This is a genomic window from Methylosinus sp. Ce-a6, from assembly GCF_009811655.1.
GTDB lineage: Bacteria > Pseudomonadota > Alphaproteobacteria > Rhizobiales > Beijerinckiaceae > Methylosinus.
Genome location: NZ_BGJX01000018.1, coordinates 60,513 through 82,428 on the forward strand (window position 1 = coordinate 60,513; position 21,916 = coordinate 82,428).

Sequence of the window (21,916 nt, forward strand, 5' to 3'; positions counted from 1 at the left end):
AAACGCTGCGCTAATCTCGCCCCGTCACAAGGTCATCGGAGACATGGGAGACGACTTCCGCGCCAGCTCGTCGCGGGGGAGCGCCTTTCTCGTTTCCAAACGCCTGTCGTCGATTTTCGGCGGTGACGCATGGCGGAGTAGGTGCTCGGCGTTTTTTATGAAGCGCCAGCGGCGTTGAGAAAGTCAGATCCTAGATGATCGTGTTTCTCCAGCGGATTGCGTCTACGGTCGGGCCGCGCGGGCGTCGTGGGACGCTGCTTCTCGCGCTCGGCTGCGCGACCGTCGGATTTCTTCGCGCGGAACGCGCCGCCGCCTTCGACGCTGCAGAGCCGCGCTCCATCGCCGCCGCCACTCAGCCTCTGACGATCTTCAAGGATCCGCAGGCCGCCCTGCGCGCCGGCCTCGAGAGCTATCACGCCGGCAACGCCAAAAAGTCGGTGGAGGCGCTGCGCTACGCCGCCGACGGCGGCGAATCGCTCGCGCAGTGGAAACTCGGCCGCATGTATGCGGATGGCGACGGCGTCGCCCGCGACGACGCCAAGGCCTATTCCTATTTCGCCAAGCTCGTCGAGCATTTCGCCGACGACGAGCCGAGCCCGCGCGAGCGGCTGATGGCGGCCGGCGCCTTTGTGGCTGTCGGCGTCTATTATCTCGAAGGGATCGCCGCGGCGAAGATCGCGCCGGACGCCGGCCGCGCCTTCGATCTCTTCCGCTACGCCGCGACCTATTTCGGCAACGCCGACGCGCAATATAATCTCGCGCGCATGTATCTCGACGGCAATGGCGTCTCCAAGGACGCGCGCCAGGCCGCCAATTGGCTCGATCTCGCCGCGCGCAAGGGACATGCCCCGTCGCAGGCTCTGCTCGGCCATCTCATGTTCAATGGCGAAGCCGGCGGTCCGCCCCAGCGGGCGCGCGGCCTCATGTATCTCACGCTGGCGCGCGAAGCCGCCGGCGACCGGCCGACCGATCAATGGATCGTCGAGCTGCATTCCCGCGCGCTGGCGCGGGCGGGCGAGGCGGACCGCAAAGCGGCCGTCGCAATGCTCGAATATTATCTGACGCGCCGGGACTGATCCCTTTCTCGCCGAGAAAGAGACGCGATCCTGGAGCCGTCGGGCCCCGGGATCGCCTTTTCGCGCCCGCGCCTTCGCTGCTCACTGAAATCTGGCTAATTTTGTCGCGCGCGCACATGCCGCATTGTGTCCGGAAACGAGTTGGTGTAGGCTGTCGCCGATGCGACGCATCAAGTGCAAAAAAAACAAAATAACGCACCAACATTCGGAGGATCCGTCACATGTCACTCGGCACTCACAGCAGCGCGGATATCGGCAAGACCGTGCTTTGGATCGTCGGCATCACGGCGTTCGTTATCGTCATGCTGACGAAGGTTCCGGATTGGATTTCGCCGGCCGGCACCAACGGCACCGGCAACGGCCCGGATCCGGGAGTCGGCCGCACCGTGAAGATGATCCAGTAATTACGACGATCTCGCCTTTGCGCTGCGGCTTCGCCGACCCTTCTCGTGAAGTTCGCGGCTTGGCGTTGATCGCCGACTTTTAAAAAAGTCGCTACTCGATCCGCCTCCTCCGCCTCGTTGTCGCGACAATGAGGCGGAGTGAGGAGGACGATAGCGCCGAGGGGCTGGGCTCCTCGTCCGAGGCTCGATGGCGCTCCTCGAAAAATGCGCGCCGCTTGATCTCCCCCTCAAAATTGCAGCGTCGTCGCGAAGCGCACGCCGGGAAGCGCGGCGATCGCGCGTATTGTTTCGCGCGGCGCCGGCTCGTCGATCGCGACAATGGCCACAGCGGAGCCGCCCGGTCTGTCGCGTCCGAGCGCGCAGGTCGCGATATTGACGCCCGCCGCGCCCAACAGGCCCGCGAAACGGCCGATGAATCCGGGCTTGTCGGCGTTGGACACGAAAATCATCCGCTCGGAGAATTCCGATTCGACGCGCACGCCGTCGGCGGCGACGATGCGCGGCCTGCCGTCATGGAACAGCGAGCCTTCGAGCGTCCTCTCCCCCTCGCGCGTCGCCACCGAAACGGCGATGAGCGAGTCATAGTCGCTCTCGCCGGAGCGCGTCGCTTCGTCGATCGTTATTCCGCGCTCCTTCGCAATGGCGAGCGCCGACACGAGATTGATTTCGGCCAGCGCCGGCCGCAGCAGTCCCGCCACGGCCGCCGCCGTCATCGCCGGAATATTGCGCTGCGCCGCCGCGCCTTCATAAGAGACGGCGATGCGCTCGATCGGCGCTTCCGTCGATTGGCCGAGGAAGGAGCCGAGCTTTTCGGAAAGATCGACGAAGGGCGCGAGGCGCGGCGCTTCTTCCGCGCCGATCGAGGGGAAATTCACCGCATTGACGATCGCGCCGCGCGTCAAGAAATCCGACATTTGCTCGGCGATCTGCAATGCGACCTTCTCCTGCGCTTCCACCGTCGAGGCGCCGAGATGCGGCGTGCAGACGACGTTCTCCCGCGAAAACAGCGGATTTTCGCGCGCCGGCTCGGTCTCGAACACATCGAGCGCCGCGCCGGCGACATGGCCTTCGTCGAGCGCGGCGACGAGCGCGGCCTCATCGACGAGCCCGCCGCGCGCGCAATTGACGATGCGTACGCCGCGCTTGGTCCTCTTCAGCGATCGCGCGTCGACGAGGCCGCGCGTCTTGGTGGTGAGAGGCGTATGCAGAGTGATGAAGTCGGCATGCGCGAGCAGCGCGTCGAGATCGACCTGCTCGACGCCGAGCTTCAGCGCGCGCTCCTCGGTGAGGAAGGGATCATAGGCGATGACGCGCATGGAAAAGCCGAGCGCGCGGGTCGCGACATTGGCGCCGACATTGCCGCAGCCGATGAGGCCGAGCGTCTTGCCGGCGAGCTCGACGCCCATGAAGCGGTTCTTTTCCCATTTGCCGGCGCGCGTGGAGGCGTCGGCGGCGGGAATTTGGCGGGCGAGCGCCAGCATCAGCGCCATCGTATGTTCGGCGGTGGTGATGGAATTGCCGAAGGGCGTGTTCATCACGATCACGCCGCGCGCCGTCGCCGCGGCGACATCGACATTGTCGACGCCGACCCCCGCGCGGCCGACGACCCTCAGCCGTTCCGCTCGCGTGAGGAGCGCCTGGTCCACGCGCGTCGTCGAGCGAATGGCGAGACCGTCATAGGCGAAGATGGCGTCGGCGAGAGCGTGGCGGTCCTTGCCGAGCTCGGGCCGGTAATCCGCCTCGAGCCCGCGCGAGCGAAAGAGCTCGAGCGCCGTGGGCGCGAGCGCGTCGGAAACGAGCACGCGTTTTTGCATGGAGAGCCTCCCTCGGCGGCGCCGAGCGAATTCGCCCCCATCGGCGCCGCGCTCGCGCGGCGTCCGTCCCTTCCTCTAGATCGTGACGAGCGGCGTCTCTCTCAAGCCGCCTTGGCCGATTGCGCGACCGCCTCGGCATAGGCCCAGTCGATCCATTGCGTCAGCGCCGCGACGTCGCTCGTCTCCACCGTCGCGCCGCACCAGATGCGCAGCCCGGGCGGCGCGTCGCGATAGGCGCCGAAGTCGAAGCCCGCGCCCTCCTTCTCGACGAGCCCGACGATGCGCGAGGCGAGCGCCGATTGCTCGGCGCGCGGCTTGGCGGCGACGGCGGGATCGGCGAAGGCGAGGCAGACGCCGGTGTTGGAGCGCGTCGCCGGATCCTGCGCGAGATGCGCGAACCAGGGCGTCTTCTCCACCCAATCGGCGACGACCTCGGCGTTGGCGTTCGCCCGCGCGAAGAGCGCGTCGAGACCGCCGATCGACTTCGCCCATTTCAGCGTGTCGAGATAATCTTCGACGCAGAGCATGGAGGGCGTGTTGATCGTGTCACCCTCGAAAATGCTCTCGATGAGCTTGCCGTTCTTGGTGAGGCGGAAAATCTTCGGCAGCGGCCAGGCGGGCGTGTAGCTCTCGAGCCGCTCGACGGCGCGCGGCGAGAGGATGAGCATGCCATGCGCGGCCTCGCCGCCCATCACCTTCTGCCAGGAATAGGTGACGACGTCGAGCTTGGCGAAGTCGAGCGGCTGCGCGAAGGCGGCCGAGGTCGCGTCGCAGATCGTCAGCCCCTTGCGATCCGCGGGGATGAAATCGGCGTTCGGCACGCGCACGCCGGCGGTGGTGCCGTTCCAGGCGAAGACGAAATCATTGTCGAAGTCGATCCTGGAGAGGTCGGGCAATTGGCCGAAGGGCGCGACGAAGCTGCGCGCCGAGCCCGGCTTCAGCTGCTCGATGATGTCGGTGACCCAATCGGAGCTGAAGCTCTCCCAGGCGGCGACGTCGACGCCGCGCGCGCCGATCAGCGACCACAGCGCCATTTCGACGGCGCCGGTGTCGGAGGCGGGGACGATGGCGATGCGATGGCTCGCCGGGACGCGCAGCACCTCGCGCGTCAGCTCGATGGCCTCTTTCAGTTTCGCCTTGCCGGCGGGGGAGCGATGGGAGCGGCCGAGCGCCGCGCCCGAGAGCGCGCCCAGCGTCCAGCCGGGACGCTTGGAGCAGGGGCCGGAGGAAAAACGCGGATCGGCCGGCTTCACGCCGGGCTTTTGGATGGGCATTTGGGTGCTGCCTCCCGGGGCATAGATTTTCGGAGCCTGCGCTACGCGCAACACACCTTCGCGTCAAGTCGGGCGCGAGCTGGGGCGGGGCGTCGGAGGGAGCAGAGAGTTCGCGCCGGCCTCAGTCGATCAGATAGCGGAAGCCGAGCCGGACCTGCTGCACATCGAGCTTGCGCGAATGGGTGACGCCGAGCGCGTCCTTGCCCGAGATCGCGCCGAGATTGAGGTAGCGATAGCCGACGTCGATCGTCCAATGATCGGTGAGCTCATAGGCGAATCCGCCCATGAAGGCGTAGGCGAATTTGAGATAGGTGTTGGAATAGCTGCGGTCCCAATTGGCCATATAGGTCCCGAGCGTATAGGGGTCGGTCCAGGTCACGCCCGCATAGGGAACGAGATTGCCCTGGTACCATTGCGCCTGGGACTTCTGAAACATCACATCCAGGCCGACGCCGGCGCCGACATAGGGCGTGATCCCGCCCCATGTGCCGAGATCGACATAGACATTGCCGAGGAACACCGCAGTGGTCGCGCGGCTCTGGAAATAGGGGGAGCAAGTGGCGTAGACCGGATCGGAACCGGTGAAAGGTCCGCCGGGGGGCGTGCCGACAGCGCCGATCTGACAGCGCGTGGCCACATAGGCCGCGCCGGAGCGGCTGTAGAGCGGCTGGTAATCGGCGGTGAGGTCGGTGCGCAGCCAGGAATTGTAGCGATAGCCGAAGCCGAGGCCGGCCGACCAGTTATTCACGAAATTATTGGCGGTGACGGCGCCGTCTATATTCAGCACAGGGGAGCGCGCCGCGGCGATGTCGCCGCGAAGATACCAGCCGGTTCCGAGCTCGACAGGGCCGTCCTCCGGCGCCGGCGGAGAAAAGAAAGGCATGTCCGCCGCGGCGGCGGAGCCGGCGGTCAAAACGCCCAGGGCCGCGCAAATGAGCCCCGCCCCGGCCCAGCAACCGGAAAATCTCATTGGTTCATCCTCGCTTCGCGCCGGGCGGCGTCAGGCCGGCCGCGACGCGGGTGATGAACGATGAGTAAGTGATTATACTTAATTGTTGCTTAATGGGGCTCCGTCGCGCTTCGGCGACGGCGCTCCAGGCTTTTGTTTTGATCGCGTTTCCAACGCCGAGCCGGCGTCTACTTCGGCTGGAAACGCTCTCGGTCAGAGCAGGTTGAAGATGCGAGTGAGCAGCGGCGACAGGATGAGCAGCGTGAAGCCGACATAGATCGCCGAGATCGCGAAGGCCGGGATGAAACGCAGCGAGGCGTGGCGCAAGAGCCACAGGAACACGGTGAATTTCCACATCACCAGCGGAAACAGCACGAAGCCGACGAGCTTTCCGGTCGGCAGCGGCGCCGGGAATATCTGCGAGACGGCGAGGGACAGCACGACGGAGATGAGCCCGATGAGCGCGCCCGTGGCGGTGAGGGCGACGAGCGTCTGCTGAAAGCGCTCGCGCGCTCCGACGAAGATCAGCGCGCCGAAGGTCGTCGCCGCCAGCAGCGCGGCGCTCAGCAGGCCATAGGCGAGGGAAGGGAGAATGTCGCCGTTCACCATCTGCCCGCCGGCTTCGGTCGCCGCATAGGCGCCGAGGGCGATCCACAGCGCCTGCCGCGAGTCTGGAAGCCCGGCCGGTCCGGCCTCGAGCTTGATGATGTCGAGGAGCGCCTTCGGCGTGGGCGGCAGGCTTATGGACGACGTCGAAAACGACATTTGACGGCCTATGGGGTTGGAGCCTCGTCGGCGGAAGAACGCGACCCGCGCTCCCGCTGCGCACGAAAAGCGGCGAAGCCCGCGGTTCGAGAGAGCCGCAGGCGCCGCCGCCAGACGCGTCTCTATCACGCTTTCGCGCGCGGCGGAACAAGGAGCCGCAGGGGATGAGGGCGATCGGGTGAACGAGGAAAGGCGATTTCACCGCCCCCGCTTCGCGCTATCGGATGCGCACATCGTGAATACTCGGGGCCGCTCCGAACTTTATGCGTCGGAAGTCGTCGAGGCCCCGCCGCATCGCTTTCGTCACAGCGCGTTGCGATAGGCCTTTTTCGAGAAGATCGTCATGAAGATGATCCACACGTCGAGCGGCAGCGACCAATGATCGATGTAATAGAGATCGTGCTCGACGCGCAGCCTGATCTTCTCGGGCGAGTCGATCTCGCCGCGCAGCCCGTGAACCTGCGCCCAGCCGGTGATGCCGGGCTTCACATTGTGGCGGCGGGCGTAGAGCGCGATCTTGCGCTCGAAGAGCTCGTCGTGGACGAGCGCATGGGGGCGCGGGCCGACGAGCGACATGTCGCCGCGCAGCACGTTGAAGAGCTGCGGCAGCTCGTCGATGTTGTAGCGGCGGATGAAGCGCCCGACGCGCGTCACGCGCTTGTCGCCGGCCGTCGCCTGAGTGACGTTGCGGCCGTCCTCCATCGTCGTCATGGAGCGGAATTTGGCGATGCGGAAGGGCTCGCGATTGAAGCCGTGGCGACGCTGGAAGAACAGGACGGGCCCCTTGCTGTCGAGCTTGACCGCCGCCGTGACGAGCAGCATGAGCGGCGCGAGCAGGACGAGGCCCAGCGCCGAGAAGACCATGTCGAAGAGCCGCTTGGCGATGATCTCGAGCGATTCGAACCGTCTCCCGTTGAGATTGAGGCTCGAGATCGCGCCGATCTTGTTGATGCGCGCGTCGACGAAACGGTCGAGCACGCGCTCCGGCCCGAGATGGATGGAGGCCGGGACGCGCAGAAAGGCGGTCACGCAATCGTCGATGACATCGGTGCGGCTCCACGGCGCGAGAATGAACACATCGTCCGGCCGCAACATGCGCGCGGAGGCCTGCGCCAGAGCGAGATCGTCCTCGAGCGCGTCGGCGCGGTCGCGCAGCGCCACGGCGGCGACGATATTCATGCCGCTCTCGCGGGGCTCGTAGCGGCGCATGAACGCCTCTATGTCGTTCTCGAAGCCGACGAGAAAGACGCGGCGCGCCGAAACGCCGCCGCGCTCGGCGCTGCGGCGCACGACGCCGACCAGCCCGGCGCGCGCCGCATAGACGGAGAGAAAGCCCGTCGCATAGAAGAGGACGAAAGCGCCGCGCGAGGATTCCTCCGTCGCCTTGGCGAGAAAGCCGAAGGTCAAAGCGCACAGGAAGGCGACGCTCCACAGCGCCGCGCCGCGCCAGCCATGGCCTTCGAGCGACAGATAATTCTTGATCGCATATTCGTGGCGCATGACATTGGACAGGACGAACAGGATCGCCGCGAAGGCGCAGAGCCGCAGATTGGGCGGCGTCCACCCGTCATAGCCATAGGCGAAGAGATGGTAGAGGGTCTCGCAGGCGATCGCCGTGCCGAGAATGACGACGGCGTCGAGCAGCGCCGCGACGATGGAGAAGGAGGCGCGCATCAGCGCCGCATTCTGGCTCGGCATCAAATGGGACCAGCCGCGGCGCAGAGCGGCCGCGCTCTCGTTTCCGGCTCTGGCGCGCGCGTCGCCTTTGCGGAGCGACGGAATGGGAAGATCGGCGATACTCGACACGGCCTCGACTCCAACCCGATACGGTCGCCGTGCCGTATTGGAGCAATTCGCCCGTTTCGGCCGGCTTTCTCGCATTTGGCTGCAAACGGCCTGCCCGCAGACGGGCGAAATCGTATCGAGAGAAGGGCCGCGGCGCGCCGCCGGAGCCGGAGTCCAAACGTAATATACTGATGTAAAACGAATTTACCTTCACCGTCGCGACGGCCGACCGCGCTGCGGGAGCCGCGGCGCCGCGGCGCGGAGAGAAGCCTTCACAATGGCGTCATCCTGCCTGTAGACTATGAGCGCGGCTCGGGGGCTGGAGGGCGTCCGAACGATTCGCGGAAAGAGGGCCGAGGTGACCGTTCACTTTCGCCAGTCCAATGTTTCGCCGCAGGCCTGTCCTGCGCTGGTTCTCAACGCCGACTATCGGCCGCTGAGCTACTACCCTCTGTCCCTCTGGGGCTGGCAAGACGCGATCAAGGCGGTGTTCCTCGACCGGGTCAACATCGTCTCGGAATATGACAAGACGGTCAAAAGTCCGAGTTTCGAAATAAGGCTTCCTTCGGTCGTTTCCCTCAAAGCCTATGTAAAGCCAGCCCGCCAGCCCGCCTTCACCCGCTTCAACGTTTTTCTTCGCGACCGCTTCACCTGCCAATATTGTGGACAGCGGGACGACCTCACCTTCGACCATGTGATCCCGCGCTCCAAGGGCGGCGCCACGACCTGGGAGAATGTCGTCGCGGCCTGTTCCGCCTGCAATCTGCGCAAGGGCGACCGGCTGCCGCATGAGGCGCATATGCTTCCGGCGCAGCCGCCGTTCCAGCCGAGCGTCGCCGATCTGCATCGCAATGGGCGGCTCTTCCCGCCCAATTATCTCCATGAGAGCTGGCTCGACTATCTCTACTGGGATTCGGTGCTGGAGCCCTGATACCGCCGAATGTTGCGCCGTCTTCTCGTCATCTCCTTCGCCTTCGTGATCGCGGCCGGCGCGGGCATGATCTTCCTGCCCATCGCCGCGCTGAGCGATCCGACGACGCGCGAGGCCGGCTCGTCGCTCGCCATCGCTGCGCTGTTCTCGGCGGAGCCGGACGATGTCGCCGCCGCCTTCGGTTACGTGCTGTGGGCGATGGGGATCGCCGGCTGCGCGGCGCCGCTGGCCATTGTGGCGCTCGCCGGCGAGGTCGCGGGAGCGCGCGCCTACACGTGGTATGCGGGCGCGACGGCGCTCCTCGCCGCCGCCGCGCCGACGATTTTGCGCGCCGCGCGCGGCGGCGGCCTCGCCGAGGCGAGCCCCGCCGAAGGGCGCTTCGCGCTGCTGTTCTTCCTCGCCGGGGCGTTGACGGGCACGATCTATTGGCTGATCGCAGTGCGCGGCGGCGAGAGGACGCCGCGGTTTTCGTGAAGGCCTGCGCGAAGAAGTAGAGAGCCCCCGTCAGCGGGATATCCCGCCGAGCACGCCGCGCAGCACTTCCTTCGCGATCTGCGTGCCGATGGAGCGCGCCGCCGATTGCACGGCCGAGCGCATGGCGAGCTCGCCTGTCGACATGCGCTTCGGATTCTCGCGCTTGAACAATCCGCCGACGACGCCGCCGAGCGTGCCGATGAGGCCGCCGCCCGTGCTCGCCTGTGTCGGCGCGTCGGCGCGGGCGGGTCCGGCGCCGGCCGAGCGCAAATGGCCATCGGCGCGCTGTTGCAGAACTTCGAAGGCGGATTCGCGATCGATCGGCGTGTCATATTTGCCGCGCAGCGGACTTGCGGCGAGCGCCGCCGCGCGCTCCTCGGGCGTGATCGGCCCGACGCGGGCGGAGGGCGGGGCGATGAGCACGCGATCGACCATCTCCGGCTTGCCCTTGGCGTCGAGCATGGAGACGAGCGCCTCGCCGACGGCGAGCTGCATGATCGCCTCCGCCGTGTCGAAGGCGGGATTTTGCCGGAATGTCTCCGCCGCCGCGCGCACGGCTTTCTGATCGCGCGGAGTGAAGGCGCGCAGCGCATGCTGCACGCGATTGCCGAGCTGGCCGAGCACGCTGTCGGGCACGTCCAGCGGATTTTGCGTGACGAAATAGACGCCGACGCCTTTGGAGCGGATGAGCCGCACCACCTGCTCGATCGCCGAAAGCAGCGCCTTGGGCGCGTCGTCGAAGAGAAGATGCGCCTCGTCGAAGAAGAAGACGAGCTTGGGCTTGTCGAGATCGCCGACCTCCGGCAGCTGCTCGAACAATTCCGACAGCAGCCAGAGCAGGAAAGTGGCGTAGAGCCGCGGCGAGCGCATCAGCCTGTCGGCGGCCAATATGTTGATGACGCCGCGGCCGTCGCGATCGACGCGCAGAAAATCGCCGATGTCGAGCGCCGGCTCGCCGAAGAATGTCTTCGCCCCTTGGGCTTCCAGCACGAGCAGCTGACGCTGGATCGCGCCGACGGTCGCGGGCGCGACATTGCCGTATTTCGTCTTCAATCCCGCGGCATTGTCGGCGACATAGGTCAAAATCGCGCGCAGGTCCTCGAGGTCCAGCAGCAAGAGACCCTGCTCGTCGGCGACGCGGAACGCCACATTGAGAACGCCCTCTTGCACATCGTTGAGCTCGAGCAGGCGCGCGAGCAGCAGCGGCCCCATTTCGGAAATGGTGGCGCGCACCGGATGGCCCTGCTCGCCGAACAGATCCCAGAAGACCACGGGAAAGCGATCCGGCGCATAGGCGAGCCCGATTTCGAGCGCGCGATCGACGAAAGCCTGGCGCGCCTCGCCCGGCTGCGACAATCCGGCGAGGTCTCCCTTCACATCGGCCAGAAACACCGCCGTTCCCGCATTGGAGAAGCCTTCGGCGAGGCGCTGCAACGTCACCGTCTTGCCGCCGCCGGTCGCGCCGGCGATGAGGCCGTGGCGATTGCCGACGGAAAGGGTGAGGTAACTATAGACCCCGTCATTATTCGCGCCGACGAGGATTTTTCCGGGGATGGCGTTCGGATCGTCGGACATGTTCTCGTCCCTGCGCTGCTACGAAGAATCGGCTCCGCGGCATTATATAGCCGGATGCGTCGAACAAGAGCGCTTTCGCTCGGCTCGCTGCGACGCGGCGCCCGCTCCCTTCTCTGCGGCGACGCTCTTCTGCGGCGACGCTTGGCGAACGCCATTCCGCAGGCTAAGTTCCGCGGACTGAGAGGAGCGTCGAACAGGATCGCACGCCGGATCGCGGCCGCGCAGAAGACGCGGGCTTTCGCTCCGCGCCCAGACAGCTCGCACAGGGTCTGGAAGACAGCGACGATCGCGAGACCGTCGCTCCCTCGGCCGCGGCGATATCTGAAAACGACGCCATATCTTCGGGAAGAAAACGCATGTCCAAGGGTTACGCCAGAAGCTCGCAAAAGGGGAGTTCGCAAAAGGGTCGCGGCAAGGGCGGCAATATTCCCAAGCTCCCACTCTTGGCGATCGGCGGGGCCTTTCTCGCGGCTTTCGTCGCCCTGGTCGTCTTCACCAGCCTGAAGCCGCCGCCGCCCCCCGCCTCCGCCATCGGCGGTCCGTTTCAGCTCGTGGCGCACAATGGCCAGACGATCACGGAGAAAGACTTCCTCGGCCGCCCCTTCCTGGTCTTCTTCGGCTACACGCATTGCCCGGACGTCTGCCACACGACTTTGTTCGAGATCTCCGAGATCCTGCGTTCGCTGGGGCCGAAGGCCAATGCAGGCGCTTTGTTCGTGACCGTCGATCCCGAGCGCGACACGCCCGCCGCGCTGAAGGACTATCTCTCCAATTTCGATCCGCGCATCGTCGGCGGCTCCGGCGACAGAGCGGCGATCGACCCTGTGCTGAAGGAATATCGCATCTACGCCAAGAAGGCGGCGGACAGCGGCGAAGACTATGCGGTCGATCATACGACCATCGTCTATCTGATGGACAAGAACGGCCGCTTCGTCGGCGCCTTCAATGTGGGACGCAAGCCCGCGGAAGCCGCGCGCGAGCTCGAACGCTATTTGTGACGCTCTTCCGCATGTGACGCTCTCGCGTCGTCTCGTCGCGGCGCGACGACGCACAGACGACACAGTCGATGTTTTTTTGCGTAAGGCGCTCACTTCCCTGTCGCGACTCGGCATGGCTTTGCGTTAGCATCGCGCCATGCTTCGTTTGCGACGCGACGGACTCGCGAAAACCGCGGGCTCCACGGCCATCACAGTCACTCACGGCGGCGAGACGCTCACCGTCTCGTTGCGTCGTCTCGCCAGCGCGCGGCGCTTCACGCTGCGCGTTCGTTTCGCGGCGCGCGACGCCGTGCTCACCATGCCGGCGCGCGCCTCTTTGCGCGAGGCGCGCGAATTCACCGAGCGTCACGCCGCCTGGATCGCCGCGCGCCTTCGCAGGCTGCCGGAAACGATTCCCTTTCGCGACGGCGCCGTCGTGCCGCTGCGCGGCGTCGATCATTCGATCGCGCATCGTCCCGACGCGCGCGGAACCGTGTGGATCGGGACGCGTTTCGCTCACGCATCGACCGAGATCGCGGGATTCGATCTCTGCGTCGCCGGCCGGCGGGAGCATATTCATCGCCGCATCGTCGATTATTTGAAACGCGAGGCGCGTCGCGATCTCGAACAGGCGGTGGAGCGTCACACGCGCGCGCTCGGCCTGCCCGCGCGCAGCGTCGGCCTGCGCGACACGGTGAGCCGGTGGGGCTCCTGCTCGGCGACAGGCTCGCTGAACTTCTCCTGGCGGCTGGTGATGGCGCCGCCCTTCGTGCTCGACTATCTCGCCGCGCATGAGGTGGCCCATCTCGAATATCTCGATCACTCCGATCGCTTCTGGACGCTGACGCGGCGCCTGTGCGAGGAGACGGATCGCGCCGAGGCCTGGCTCTCCGCGCATGGCGCGCATCTGCACAAATTCGGCGCGAGCGAATAGCGCATGTTCCCGAAAAGTGCGAAGCGGTTTTCGGAAAAGAGCATGCGAAGCCAAATAACTTTAGAGCGCATCCTTCTCCCTTCCCTTGTTTCGCGAAGCGGCCGCGCCGTCATCGGCGCGTCACGGCCGCTTGGTTTCTGAATCGTTAAAAATTTCCCTCCAGCCGAATCGCGCCGTTCCGCGGCGCACAAAAATGCGCTATAAAAGAGACAGACTTCCTTTTTCGGTAATCGCTTATCAGGGTGGCGTATGGCCGACGTGATCTTCTACGAGAAACCCGGCTGCGCCGGCAACGCGCGCCAAAAGGCGTTGCTGCTGGCCTCCGGCCATGCGCTGCAGGTGCGCGATCTGCTGGCCGAGCCCTGGAGCGTCTCCAGCCTGCGGCCCTATTTCGGCGAGACTCCCGTGCGCGAGTGGTTCAATCTCGCGGCGCCGCGCGTCAAATCCGGCGAGATCGATTTAGACAAAATCACGCCGCAGGCGGCGCTCGTCATGATGATCGTCGACCCGATATTGATCCGCAGGCCGCTCATCAAGGTCGGCGGCCGCTGCGAAGCGGGGTTCGATCCGGAGCGGATCGGCGCATGGATCGGCCTGCAGCCGACCGAGAAGCGGGTGAGCGACACCTGCGTGCGGACGGAAGCGGCGGCGCATCGCGCCGGAAGCGAGACCGAGGCCCCCGCCGACTGAGGCGTCGGCGGGCGGCGAGCCTGCGCTCGAGGAGGTCGTGATGCTGTTCCAGCGCGATGTCGCGGCCTCGGGGGCTCCTTGCGGCCTGTATTTCGAGACGCTGCTCGAGCGGTGCCGCGTCTTGCGGCCCATCCGCATCGGCGTCGTGCATCCCTGCGACGCGGTCTCCATCGAAGGCGCGCTCGCGGCGCGCGACGAGGGGCTCGTCACGCCCGTGCTGATCGGTCCCCGCGCCAAGATCGCGGCCGCCGCCGCCGCGGCGAAACTCTCGCTCGAGGGCGTCGAGATCGTCGACGCGCCCCATAGCCACGCCGCCGCCGACGAGGCGGTCGCGCTGGTGCGTCGCGGCGAGCTCGAGGCGCTGATGAAAGGATCGCTCCACACGGACGAAGTGATGGGAGCCGTGGTGCGCGAGGGAACGGGCCTGCGCACGGAGCGACGCATCAGCCATGTCTTCGTGCTCGACGTGCCCAATTACTGCAAGCCGCTGCTCGTCACCGACGCGGCGATCAATATCGCTCCCACCCTCTCCGATAAGCGCGACATCGCCCAGAACGCCATAGATCTCGCACGCGCGCTCGGCATAGAACGGCCCAAGCTCGCGGTTTTGTCGGCGATCGAGACGGTCGACGCCAAAATTCCCTCGACGATCGAGGCGGCGGCGCTCTGCAAAATGGCCGATCGCGGCCAGATCAGGGGCGCGGATGTGGACGGCCCGCTCGCCTTCGACAACGCCATCTCGCCGGAGGCGGCCAAGGCGAAAGGCATCGTCTCCACTGTCGCCGGCGACGCCGATATTCTGCTCGCGCCCGATCTCGAGGCCGGCAATATACTCGCCAAGCAGCTCGTCTATCTCGCCGACGCCGAGGACGCCGGACTCGTGCTCGGCGCGCGCGCCCCCATCGTGCTGACGAGCCGCGCCGACGGCGTGCGCGCGCGCGTCGTCTCCTGCGCTCTGGCGCAGCTCTACGCTCATCGCGTCGTGGAGGGCGTGTGAGCTCCCTTTCGGCGACGCAAGGCCTATTGGCGCTCAACGCCGGCTCCTCGAGCCTCAAATTCGCGCTCTATGACGCCGCGAGCCTCGCGCCGCTCTGCCGCGGCGGCGTCACCGCGATAAAAGTGCAAGACCAGCCCGCGCGTTTTTCGGCGAAGGGAGAGACGGCGGCGGCGCTGCTGGCGGGCGAAGGCCCGGCGCCGGACGTCGATCACGAAGGCGCGGCGCGCTGGCTGATCGGCGCGATCGGCGAGCGGCTCGCCGCGCTTCCCCTTGCCGCCGTGGGACATAGAGTCGTCCATGGCGGCGCGGAATTCGATCGCCCGGTTCTCGTGACGCCCGAAATATTGCAACGGCTCGCCGCGCTCGCGCCGCTCGCGCCGAGCCATCAGCCGCATAATCTCGCGCCGATCCGCAGCCTGCTCGAGAGCCTGCCCGAGCTGCCGCAGATCGCCTGTTTCGACACGGCCTTCCACCGCACGCAGCCGCGTCTCGCGCAGCTTTTTCCGCTGCCGCGCGCATTCGCCGAGCGCGGCGTGCTGCGCTACGGCTTCCACGGCCTCTCCTATCAATTCATCGCCGAGGAGCTGCGCCGGCAGGGCGTCGCGCATGCGCAAGGGAGGACCATCGTCGCCCATCTCGGCCATGGCGCGAGCCTCTGCGCCATGCGCGGCCTCGAGAGCGTCGCGACGACGATGGGCTTCACCGCGCTCGACGGGCTGATGATGGGCACGCGCAGCGGGGCGATCGACCCCGGCCTGCTGCTGCATCTCATGATGCAGGAGGGCTATTCGCCCAATGACGTCCATGCTCTGCTCTATGAGCGGTCGGGCCTCCTCGGCGTCTCTGGCGTCAGCGACGATCTGCGCGCGCTCGAGGAGAATGCTTCGACCGCGGCGGAGGAGGCGATGGCGCTCTTCGCCTATCGCGCCGCGCGCGAGATCGGCTCGCTCGCGAGCGCGTTGAACGGGCTCGACCTCATCGTCTTCACCGCCGGCGTCGGCGAAAATTCGCCCGCCATGCGCGCGCGCATCTCGTCCTATCTCGGCTATCTCGGCCTCGCGCTCGACGAGGAGGCGAACGCCGCCAATGCGCAAAGGATCAGCGCGCCGTCGAGCCGCATCGAAGCCCTCATGCTCCCCACCAATGAGGAAGCCGTGATCGCCGAAGCCGTGCGAGCGCTGCTTCGTAACTGCTGACTTTGATCCGACCGCAGGTCGAAGCGAGCCTGAAGGCTCGAGCGTTTCCAGCCGAAGCGCACGCCGGTTCGGCGTTGGAAACGCGTCGAAACAAAAGCCGAGAATCTGTCCAGGGCGCGCACCGGACCGCGGGCCTTCAGGTCCGCATCGCAACCGCCGAAAGGTCGAACACCGCACAGCTATTCGGCGCCCGTCGCTCATTTTGCGGGCGCATGTCCGCGCGCTGCGAGACCCGCTTTTTCACAACCGGCTGAATTGTCGAGACGAGGCGCGGCGCGCATCTGTGGCGCCGAGATTGCGTCTCGAACCGCGCCGAGACGCGAGTTCTCGGCGCGGTCCAAAGAGGGGCCAAATTCAGCAACGCCGCTGTTCCGATCGAGTCGCGCTCGCAAGCGCGACGCTCGGACGGCGGCTTTTTTGTCCGTCGCGCCCCGACGGAGCGCGGCGCCGATCAGGGGCAGACGAGAAAATGAGAAAAACGAAACGAAGCGCTCCGCCGCGCCAGACCGCGAGCGCGAAGACATTGGCCGTCGCCGCGGCCTTGTTCGGCGTCTGCGTCGGAGACGTCGCGGCGGCGGACGCGCCCGCAAAGCTCGTCGCCGCGCCAGCGCCCGACGTGGCGGCTCCGGCTCCGCTCCCGCCCGCGCCGCTCGGCGTCTTCGGCGCCGATATGCCGCCCGCCGGCAAGCTCGTCGTCTCCATCATTCCGCAATTCGCCAATCTCTCGCATACGCTGAAAGGAACGCGGCAGGTCTCCTCGGAAGAAGTCGTCGCCACGACGCCCTGGTTCGGCCATCCGACCTCGAAGCTCCGGCTCGTGCCGCAAAATGTCTCGGTCGCGTCGCAGACGCTCGCGCTCGCCTATGGAATAACCAAAGACTGGTCCGTCGTGATCACCGGGGGCATGATCGAGCGCAACCTCGACATGCTGACCTTCCGGGGGCCGACGAGTCTCAACAGGCTGGGGATCAGCCATACGGGGACCGACGGCCTCACCGATTTCACCGCCTCGACGATCTATCGCGTCTATCAGGACCCGATACACCGCATTCAGCTCAATCTCGGCGTGAGCTTCCCGACCGGAAGCACGCATAACAGCTTCCGCCTCCTGCTGCCGGACGGCAGCTACGCCACGAGCCGCGCTTTTTATGCATTGCAGCCGGGCGCGGGCACTTTCGACATTCTGCCGGGCGTCGTCTACGCCGGCCATATCGGCAAATGGTCCTGGGGGCTCTCCTATCGCGGCCGCTTTCCGCTCGCCGCCAATCCGGAAGGCTATCTCTGGGGCGATCTGCACGAGTTCAACGGTTGGGCCGGCTATAGCTGGATCAAGGGCCTGACCACCACTTTCCGCGTCAGCGCCTCGACGCAGGGCGAGATTCGCGGCCTCGATCCGATGGTCCGCGGCAAGGCGCAGGCGGCCAATCCCAATTTCTACGGCGGCCAGCGCGTGGAGCTGTGGGGCGGCGCGACGATCGCCGGCGCCCTCATCGGCGTGGAGGCGCTCACCATCGCGCTGGAGGCGGGCATTCCCGTCTATCAGAGCCTGAACGGGCCGCAGCTCTCCAAGAATTGGCAGGCCGGCATGGCGCTGCGCTGGAAAATTTAAGAAAACGCAGCCGGGCGCGGCGGCCCGGCTGCTGCTCCGCGCCGCCCGCGTTCTCGACATCGCCTGCCGAGCATGGCACAACCCGCCCCGGAAATCTAAAAGCCGTGGCGGGACGATGACGGATATAGCGGAACTGGAGACCGAGACTCTGGCGGCAATCGCGGCCGCGGCCGACGAGGCCGCGCTCGAGGCCGTGCGCATCGGCGCGCTGGGCAAGAAGGGAAGCATCTCGGCGCTGCTGGCGACGCTCGGCAAAATGTCGCCGGAGGACCGCAAGACCGAAGGCGCGAAGATCAATGCGCTAAAGGACAAGGCCCAGGAGGCGATCGCCGCGCGTCGCGAGGTGCTGCAGCGGCAAGCGCTGGAGAAGCGCCTTTCCGCCGAGACTTTGGATGTGACGCTGCCGGTGCAGGAGAGCGGCCAGGCGCTCGGCCGCATCCATCCGATCTCGCAGGTCATGGACGAATTGACGGCGATCTTCGCCGATATGGGCTTTTCCGTCGCCGAAGGGCCGGACATCGAGAGCGACGACTATAATTTCACCAAGCTGAACTTCCCCGAAGGGCATCCCGCGCGGGAGATGCACGACACTTTCTTCTTCCCGCCCGGCGCCGACGGCAAGCGCAAGCTGCTGCGCACCCATACGAGCCCGGTGCAGGTGCGCACCATGCTGAGAAAAGCGCCGCCGATCCGCGTGATCTGCCCCGGCCGCACCTATCGCTGCGACAGCGACCAGACGCATACGCCTATGTTTCACCAGGTCGAAGGGCTCGTCATCGACGAGACGACCCATATGGGCCATTTGAAATGGGCGCTGGAGGAGTTTCTGAAGGCCTTCTTCGAGGTGAAATCGGTGAAGATGCGCTTTCGCCCCTCCTTCTTCCCCTTCACCGAGCCTTCCGCGGAAGTGGATGTGCAGTGCCGGCGTCAGGGCGGCGACATTCGCTTCGGCGAGGGCGAGGATTGGATGGAGATATTGGGCTGCGGCATGGTGCACCCCAATGTGCTGCGCAATTGCGGGCTCGATCCGGACAAATATCAGGGCTTCGCCTTCGGCGTCGGCATAGACCGTCTCGCCATGCTGAAATATGGCATGTCGGATCTGCGCGCCTTCTTCGAGGCCGACGCGCGCTGGCTGACGCATTACGGCTTTCGGCCGCTGGATTTCCCGACGCTGGCGGGGGGATTGAGCGGGTGAGGTTTCGAGGCGGGCGAGGCATGGAGAGGCGAAGATGATGACCGAGGCCATGCGACATGCGATCGACGATGCGCTGCGCCGCGCTCTCGGTCCTGCGCGTTTCGACCATGTCGACGTCCGGGAGGATTACGATCATGCGGATGAGCCGGCCTTGTTTCTCGATATTGTGACGAAGACAGGGGCCGACGATTTGAGCGCACGGGAATCGATCGAGACGCAAATGGCTGTCAGCAACGCGCTGTTGGCGCTGGGCGACACGCGCTTTCCCTATCTGAGCTTCAAATTCCCCGGCGACGAATATGCTGTCGACGATATTCGCGCGCCCGATGCGAAGCCTTCTGCGGCGCATTGATGATCGATGATCTGCTCGACATCGCGCATGATCTCGCCCAGCGCGAGAAGGGCAAGCCGAGGCAAGCGTCGTTGCGGCGCGCCGCTTCGACCGCCTATTACGCCGTTTTCCACGCGCTCGCCGATCTCTGCGCCGACGAGCTCGTAGGGTGGAAAAAGCCGTGGAATATTTTCAGTCCGGTCTATCGTTCCCTGGATCACAACGAAGCCCGCCGCCTGTTCGAACGGGCGCGGACTTCGAGGTCCTATGGCGCGGAGGTCGAAAAAATCGGCTCGTCGTTCTTGCGCCTTCAACAGGCGCGCGAAGAGGCGGATTATGATCCGGAACCCTTCCGCTATGGACGCGACGATACGCGCAAATTGGTCGAGGAGGCGCGGGAGACCGTCGCCGCCATAAGATCGCTCGAGGCGGAAACGAGATTGCTGCTCGCCGCCCATCTCGTGACGAAGCGGCGTCGAAACGCCATCGCCGACGCCGGCAGGAACTGACCCCGCATGAAACTCACACTCTCCTGGCTGAAAGACCATCTCGAGACGAGCGCCTCGCTCGAGGAGGTCGTCGAAACATTGACCCGCATCGGCCTCGAGGTCGAGCATCTGCATGATCCCGCCGCGCAGCTGAAAGATTTCGTCATCGCCCATGTGATCGAGGCGAAGCCGCATCCCAACGCCGATCGCCTGCGCGTCTGCTCCGTCGATACGGGCGCGGGCGCGCCGGTGCAGGTCGTCTGCGGCGCGCCCAACGCCCGCACCGGCTTGAAAAGCGTCTTCTCCGCGCCGGGAACCTATATTCCCGGCAAGAAGATCACCCTCGGCAAGGGCGTCATTCGCGGCGTCGAATCGCTCGGCATGTTGTGCTCGGCGGCCGAGCTCGAGCTCTCGAACGAACATGACGGCGTCATCGAATTGCCCGAGGACGCGCCCATCGGCGCGCCTTACGCCAAATGGGCCGGGCTCGACGATCCGGTCATAGAGATCAATCTGACGCCCAACCGCTCCGACGCCGCCGGCGTCCACGGCATTGCGCGCGACCTCGCCGCCGCCGGCCTCGGGGCGCTGAAGACGCCGGCGATCGAGACGATCGCAGGCCGTTTCCCCAATCCGCACCGCGTCACGCTCGATTTCGCCGAGGACGACAAGCATCTCGCGCCGCTCTTCGCGCTGCGTCTCGTGCGCGGCGTCAAGAACGGGCCGAGCCCCGCCTGGCTGCAGGATCGTCTGCGCGCCATCGGCCTGCGCCCGATCAATGCGCTCGTCGACATCACCAATTATCTGACCTTCGACCGCGCGCGTCCGCTTCACGTCTTCGACGCGAAGAAGGTGGCGGGCGACCTCACCGTGCGCCGCGCCCGCGACGGCGAGGAGCTGCTCGCGCTCGACGGCAAGACCTATAAGCTCGATTCCGACATGGTCGTCATCGCCGACGACAAGGGCCCCGAATCGCTCGCCGGCGTGATGGGCGGCGAGCATTCCGGCTGCTCCGACGAGACGACCGAGGTGCTGATCGAGACGGCGCTGTGGGACCCGGCCAATATCGCCCACACGGGCCGCAAGCTCGGCATTTCCACCGATGCGCGCTATCGTTTCGAGCGCGGCGTCGATCCGGCTTTCGCCCTGCCCGGCCTCGAGCTGGCGACGCGGCTGGTGCTGGAATTCTGCGGCGGCGAAGCGTCGGATGTCGTCGTCGCCGGCTCCGCGGAGACGCAGACGCGCGAGCTGTGCTTCCCTTGGAGCGAGACGAAGCGCCTCACCGGCCTCGACGTCTCGCGCGAGGAGCAGGCGACGATCCTCGCGCGCCTCGGCTTCACTGTCGGAGCAGCGGGAGACGAAGCGCAGGTCGGCGTCCCGACATGGCGCCCGGACATAGAGGGCAAGGCCGATCTCGTCGAGGAGATCGCCCGCATCGCCGGTTTCGACGCCATCGCCGCCGCGCCGCTGCCGCGCGATGAGGGCGTCACCGAGCCGGTTCTCACTCTGTTGCAGAAGCGAACGCGGGCGGCGCGGCGCGCGCTCGCCGCGCGCGGGCTGGTGGAGGCCGTCACCTGGTCCTTCGTGTCCAAGGAGCAGGCGCAGGCCTTCGGCGGCGGCGGCGCCGATCTCGCGCTCGCCAATCCGATCGCCGCCGAGCTCTCCGACATGCGCCCGAGCCTGCTTCCCGGCCTGGTGACAGCCGCCGGCCGCAACGCCGCGCGCGGCTTTCCCGATGTCGCGCTGTTCGAGGTCGGGCAGATCTTCCAGAGCGAGGATGAGAAGGGCCAGAAGATCGCCGCCGCCGGCCTTCGCCGCGGCCTCGCTCTGCCCGCCGGCGCCGGCCGGCATTGGTCGGCGAAGGAGCGCGCGGTGAGCGTCTTCGACGTCAAGGCCGATGCGCTCGCGCTGTTGCAGACGCTCGGCGTCGCCGCCGGCGGCTTGCAGATCGTCGCCGGCGGCCCCGCCTGGCTCCATCCCGGCCGCTCGGGAACGCTGCAATTCGGCCCCAAGGCGATCATCGGCCATTTCGGCGAATTGCATCCGCGCGCGCTGCAGGCGCTCGACGTCGAAGGGCCGATCGCGGCTTTCGAGATCATTCTCGACGCGCTTCCGGCTCCGAAAGCGAAACCGACCAAGGCCAAGCCGAAATTGGAGCTCTCCGATCTCCAGCCGGTCTCGCGCGACTTCGCCTTTCTGCTGGACCGCGCCCAGCCGGCCGGCGATCTCATCCGCGCCGTGCAGGGCGCCGATCGCACGCTCATCGCCGATGTCACCGTCTTCGACGTCTATGAGGGGCAAGGCGTGCCGGAGGGCAAGAAGTCGGTCGGCGTCGCCGTGCTGTTGCAGCCGCGCGACAAAACGCTCACCGAAGCGGAGCTCGAGGCGGTCGCCCATAAAATCGTCACAGAGGCGGGCAAGAAAACCGGGGCCCAGTTGAGAGGATGAC

20 protein-coding genes are annotated in these 21,916 nt (G+C 66.2%); 14 read left to right on the forward strand and 6 right to left on the reverse strand.

The window, feature by feature from the left end; genetic code table 11:
• Positions 1-194 precede the first annotated feature (194 nt).
• The gene (locus Mspo_RS12610; protein WP_159730244.1) at positions 195-1,076 is read left to right on the forward strand and encodes a tetratricopeptide repeat protein; all 882 of its coding nucleotides are present in this window, start codon (positions 195-197) and stop codon (positions 1,074-1,076) included.
• A 221-nt stretch (positions 1,077-1,297) separates the two neighbouring features.
• Positions 1,298-1,480 carry a hypothetical protein gene (locus Mspo_RS12615; protein ID WP_159730245.1) on the forward strand — a complete coding sequence of 61 codons (183 nt, stop codon included), beginning with the start codon at positions 1,298-1,300 and terminating at the stop codon, positions 1,478-1,480.
• 227 nt (positions 1,481-1,707) lie between these two features.
• Here Mspo_RS12615 and serA read toward each other — a convergent pair whose 3' ends face one another.
• From serA to Mspo_RS12640, 5 genes are all read right to left on the reverse strand, one after another.
• Complete coding sequence (gene serA / locus Mspo_RS12620; RefSeq protein ID WP_159730246.1) at positions 1,708-3,294, reverse strand: phosphoglycerate dehydrogenase; 1,587 nt, start codon at positions 3,292-3,294, stop codon at positions 1,708-1,710.
• Between the two features lie 101 nt (positions 3,295-3,395).
• Complete coding sequence (locus Mspo_RS12625; protein ID WP_159730247.1) at positions 3,396-4,568, reverse strand: phosphoserine transaminase; 1,173 nt, start codon at positions 4,566-4,568, stop codon at positions 3,396-3,398.
• 121 nt (positions 4,569-4,689) lie between these two features.
• A complete protein-coding gene (locus tag Mspo_RS12630) occupies positions 4,690-5,538 on the reverse strand; it encodes an outer membrane protein (protein ID WP_159730248.1) in 849 nt (282 codons plus the stop codon).
• Between the two features lie 192 nt (positions 5,539-5,730).
• Positions 5,731-6,282, reverse strand: coding sequence for a hypothetical protein (locus Mspo_RS12635; RefSeq protein ID WP_159730249.1), 552 nt, complete (start codon positions 6,280-6,282; stop codon positions 5,731-5,733).
• Positions 6,283-6,585: 303 nt separating this feature from the next.
• On the reverse strand, positions 6,586-8,088 hold the full coding sequence (locus Mspo_RS12640) for an undecaprenyl-phosphate glucose phosphotransferase (RefSeq protein WP_159730250.1): 1,503 nt from the start codon (positions 8,086-8,088) through the stop codon (positions 6,586-6,588).
• Between the two features lie 337 nt (positions 8,089-8,425).
• Between Mspo_RS12640 and Mspo_RS12645 the strand changes: the two genes are divergently transcribed.
• Complete coding sequence (locus tag Mspo_RS12645; RefSeq protein ID WP_159730251.1) at positions 8,426-8,998, forward strand: HNH endonuclease; 573 nt, start codon at positions 8,426-8,428, stop codon at positions 8,996-8,998.
• A gap of 9 nt (positions 8,999-9,007) precedes the next feature.
• Positions 9,008-9,472 (forward strand): hypothetical protein, encoded by a 465-nt coding sequence (locus tag Mspo_RS12650; RefSeq protein ID WP_159730253.1) that lies wholly within the window; start codon positions 9,008-9,010, stop codon positions 9,470-9,472.
• A 30-nt stretch (positions 9,473-9,502) separates the two neighbouring features.
• On the opposite strand, the gene Mspo_RS12655 is transcribed toward Mspo_RS12650, so the two are convergent.
• On the reverse strand, positions 9,503-11,047 hold the full coding sequence (locus Mspo_RS12655) for a helicase HerA-like domain-containing protein (RefSeq protein WP_159730255.1): 1,545 nt from the start codon (positions 11,045-11,047) through the stop codon (positions 9,503-9,505).
• A gap of 356 nt (positions 11,048-11,403) precedes the next feature.
• Between Mspo_RS12655 and Mspo_RS12660 the strand changes: the two genes are divergently transcribed.
• The 10 genes from Mspo_RS12660 to pheT all read left to right on the forward strand — a co-directional run bounded on the left by Mspo_RS12660 (position 11,404) and on the right by pheT (position 21,915).
• Complete coding sequence (locus Mspo_RS12660) at positions 11,404-12,045, forward strand: SCO family protein (RefSeq protein ID WP_159730257.1); 642 nt, start codon at positions 11,404-11,406, stop codon at positions 12,043-12,045.
• Positions 12,046-12,181: 136 nt separating this feature from the next.
• Positions 12,182-12,958 carry a M48 family metallopeptidase gene (locus Mspo_RS12665; protein WP_159730259.1) on the forward strand — a complete coding sequence of 259 codons (777 nt, stop codon included), beginning with the start codon at positions 12,182-12,184 and terminating at the stop codon, positions 12,956-12,958.
• A gap of 249 nt (positions 12,959-13,207) precedes the next feature.
• A complete protein-coding gene (locus tag Mspo_RS12670; protein WP_159730261.1) occupies positions 13,208-13,648 on the forward strand; it encodes an ArsC/Spx/MgsR family protein in 441 nt (146 codons plus the stop codon).
• Between the two features lie 40 nt (positions 13,649-13,688).
• Positions 13,689-14,645, forward strand: a complete 957-nt coding sequence (locus Mspo_RS12675) for a bifunctional enoyl-CoA hydratase/phosphate acetyltransferase (RefSeq protein ID WP_159730263.1) — start codon at positions 13,689-13,691, stop codon at positions 14,643-14,645.
• A complete protein-coding gene (locus Mspo_RS12680; RefSeq protein WP_244613425.1) occupies positions 14,642-15,841 on the forward strand; it encodes an acetate/propionate family kinase in 1,200 nt (399 codons plus the stop codon). The genes Mspo_RS12675 and Mspo_RS12680 overlap by 4 nt, the downstream gene beginning before the upstream one ends.
• 469 nt (positions 15,842-16,310) lie before the next feature.
• Complete coding sequence (locus tag Mspo_RS12685) at positions 16,311-17,450, forward strand: alpha-amylase (protein ID WP_159730265.1); 1,140 nt, start codon at positions 16,311-16,313, stop codon at positions 17,448-17,450.
• 115 nt (positions 17,451-17,565) lie between these two features.
• On the forward strand, positions 17,566-18,648 hold the full coding sequence (pheS, locus tag Mspo_RS12690; RefSeq protein ID WP_159730267.1) for a phenylalanine--tRNA ligase subunit alpha: 1,083 nt from the start codon (positions 17,566-17,568) through the stop codon (positions 18,646-18,648).
• Between the two features lie 34 nt (positions 18,649-18,682).
• Positions 18,683-19,000, forward strand: a complete 318-nt coding sequence (locus tag Mspo_RS12695; RefSeq protein ID WP_159730269.1) for a hypothetical protein — start codon at positions 18,683-18,685, stop codon at positions 18,998-19,000.
• On the forward strand, positions 19,000-19,488 hold the full coding sequence (locus Mspo_RS12700; protein ID WP_159730271.1) for a hypothetical protein: 489 nt from the start codon (positions 19,000-19,002) through the stop codon (positions 19,486-19,488). The genes Mspo_RS12695 and Mspo_RS12700 overlap by 1 nt, the downstream gene beginning before the upstream one ends.
• 6 nt (positions 19,489-19,494) lie before the next feature.
• Entirely contained in the window at positions 19,495-21,915 is a 2,421-nt protein-coding gene (pheT, locus tag Mspo_RS12705) for a phenylalanine--tRNA ligase subunit beta (RefSeq protein ID WP_159730273.1), read from the forward strand.
• Position 21,916: the final 1 nt, after the last annotated feature.

Coding starts and splice junctions, on each gene's coding strand:
- Mspo_RS12700 (WP_159730271.1), top strand. CDS start 19,000: ATGATCGATGATCTGCTCGACATCGCGCATGATCTCGCCCAGCGCGAG.
- serA (WP_159730246.1), bottom strand. CDS start 3,294: ATGCAAAAACGCGTGCTCGTTTCCGACGCGCTCGCGCCCACGGCGCTC.
- Mspo_RS12635 (WP_159730249.1), bottom strand. CDS start 6,282: ATGTCGTTTTCGACGTCGTCCATAAGCCTGCCGCCCACGCCGAAGGCG.
- Mspo_RS12655 (WP_159730255.1), bottom strand. CDS start 11,047: ATGTCCGACGATCCGAACGCCATCCCCGGAAAAATCCTCGTCGGCGCG.
- pheT (WP_159730273.1), top strand. CDS start 19,495: ATGAAACTCACACTCTCCTGGCTGAAAGACCATCTCGAGACGAGCGCC.
- Mspo_RS12650 (WP_159730253.1), top strand. CDS start 9,008: ATGTTGCGCCGTCTTCTCGTCATCTCCTTCGCCTTCGTGATCGCGGCC.
- Mspo_RS12625 (WP_159730247.1), bottom strand. CDS start 4,568: ATGCCCATCCAAAAGCCCGGCGTGAAGCCGGCCGATCCGCGTTTTTCC.
- Mspo_RS12630 (WP_159730248.1), bottom strand. CDS start 5,538: ATGAGATTTTCCGGTTGCTGGGCCGGGGCGGGGCTCATTTGCGCGGCC.
- Mspo_RS12610 (WP_159730244.1), top strand. CDS start 195: ATGATCGTGTTTCTCCAGCGGATTGCGTCTACGGTCGGGCCGCGCGGG.
- Mspo_RS12685 (WP_159730265.1), top strand. CDS start 16,311: ATGAGAAAAACGAAACGAAGCGCTCCGCCGCGCCAGACCGCGAGCGCG.
- Mspo_RS12670 (WP_159730261.1), top strand. CDS start 13,208: ATGGCCGACGTGATCTTCTACGAGAAACCCGGCTGCGCCGGCAACGCG.
- Mspo_RS12665 (WP_159730259.1), top strand. CDS start 12,182: ATGCTTCGTTTGCGACGCGACGGACTCGCGAAAACCGCGGGCTCCACG.
- Mspo_RS12615 (WP_159730245.1), top strand. CDS start 1,298: ATGTCACTCGGCACTCACAGCAGCGCGGATATCGGCAAGACCGTGCTT.
- Mspo_RS12695 (WP_159730269.1), top strand. CDS start 18,683: ATGATGACCGAGGCCATGCGACATGCGATCGACGATGCGCTGCGCCGC.
- pheS (WP_159730267.1), top strand. CDS start 17,566: ATGACGGATATAGCGGAACTGGAGACCGAGACTCTGGCGGCAATCGCG.
- Mspo_RS12675 (WP_159730263.1), top strand. CDS start 13,689: ATGCTGTTCCAGCGCGATGTCGCGGCCTCGGGGGCTCCTTGCGGCCTG.
- Mspo_RS12660 (WP_159730257.1), top strand. CDS start 11,404: ATGTCCAAGGGTTACGCCAGAAGCTCGCAAAAGGGGAGTTCGCAAAAG.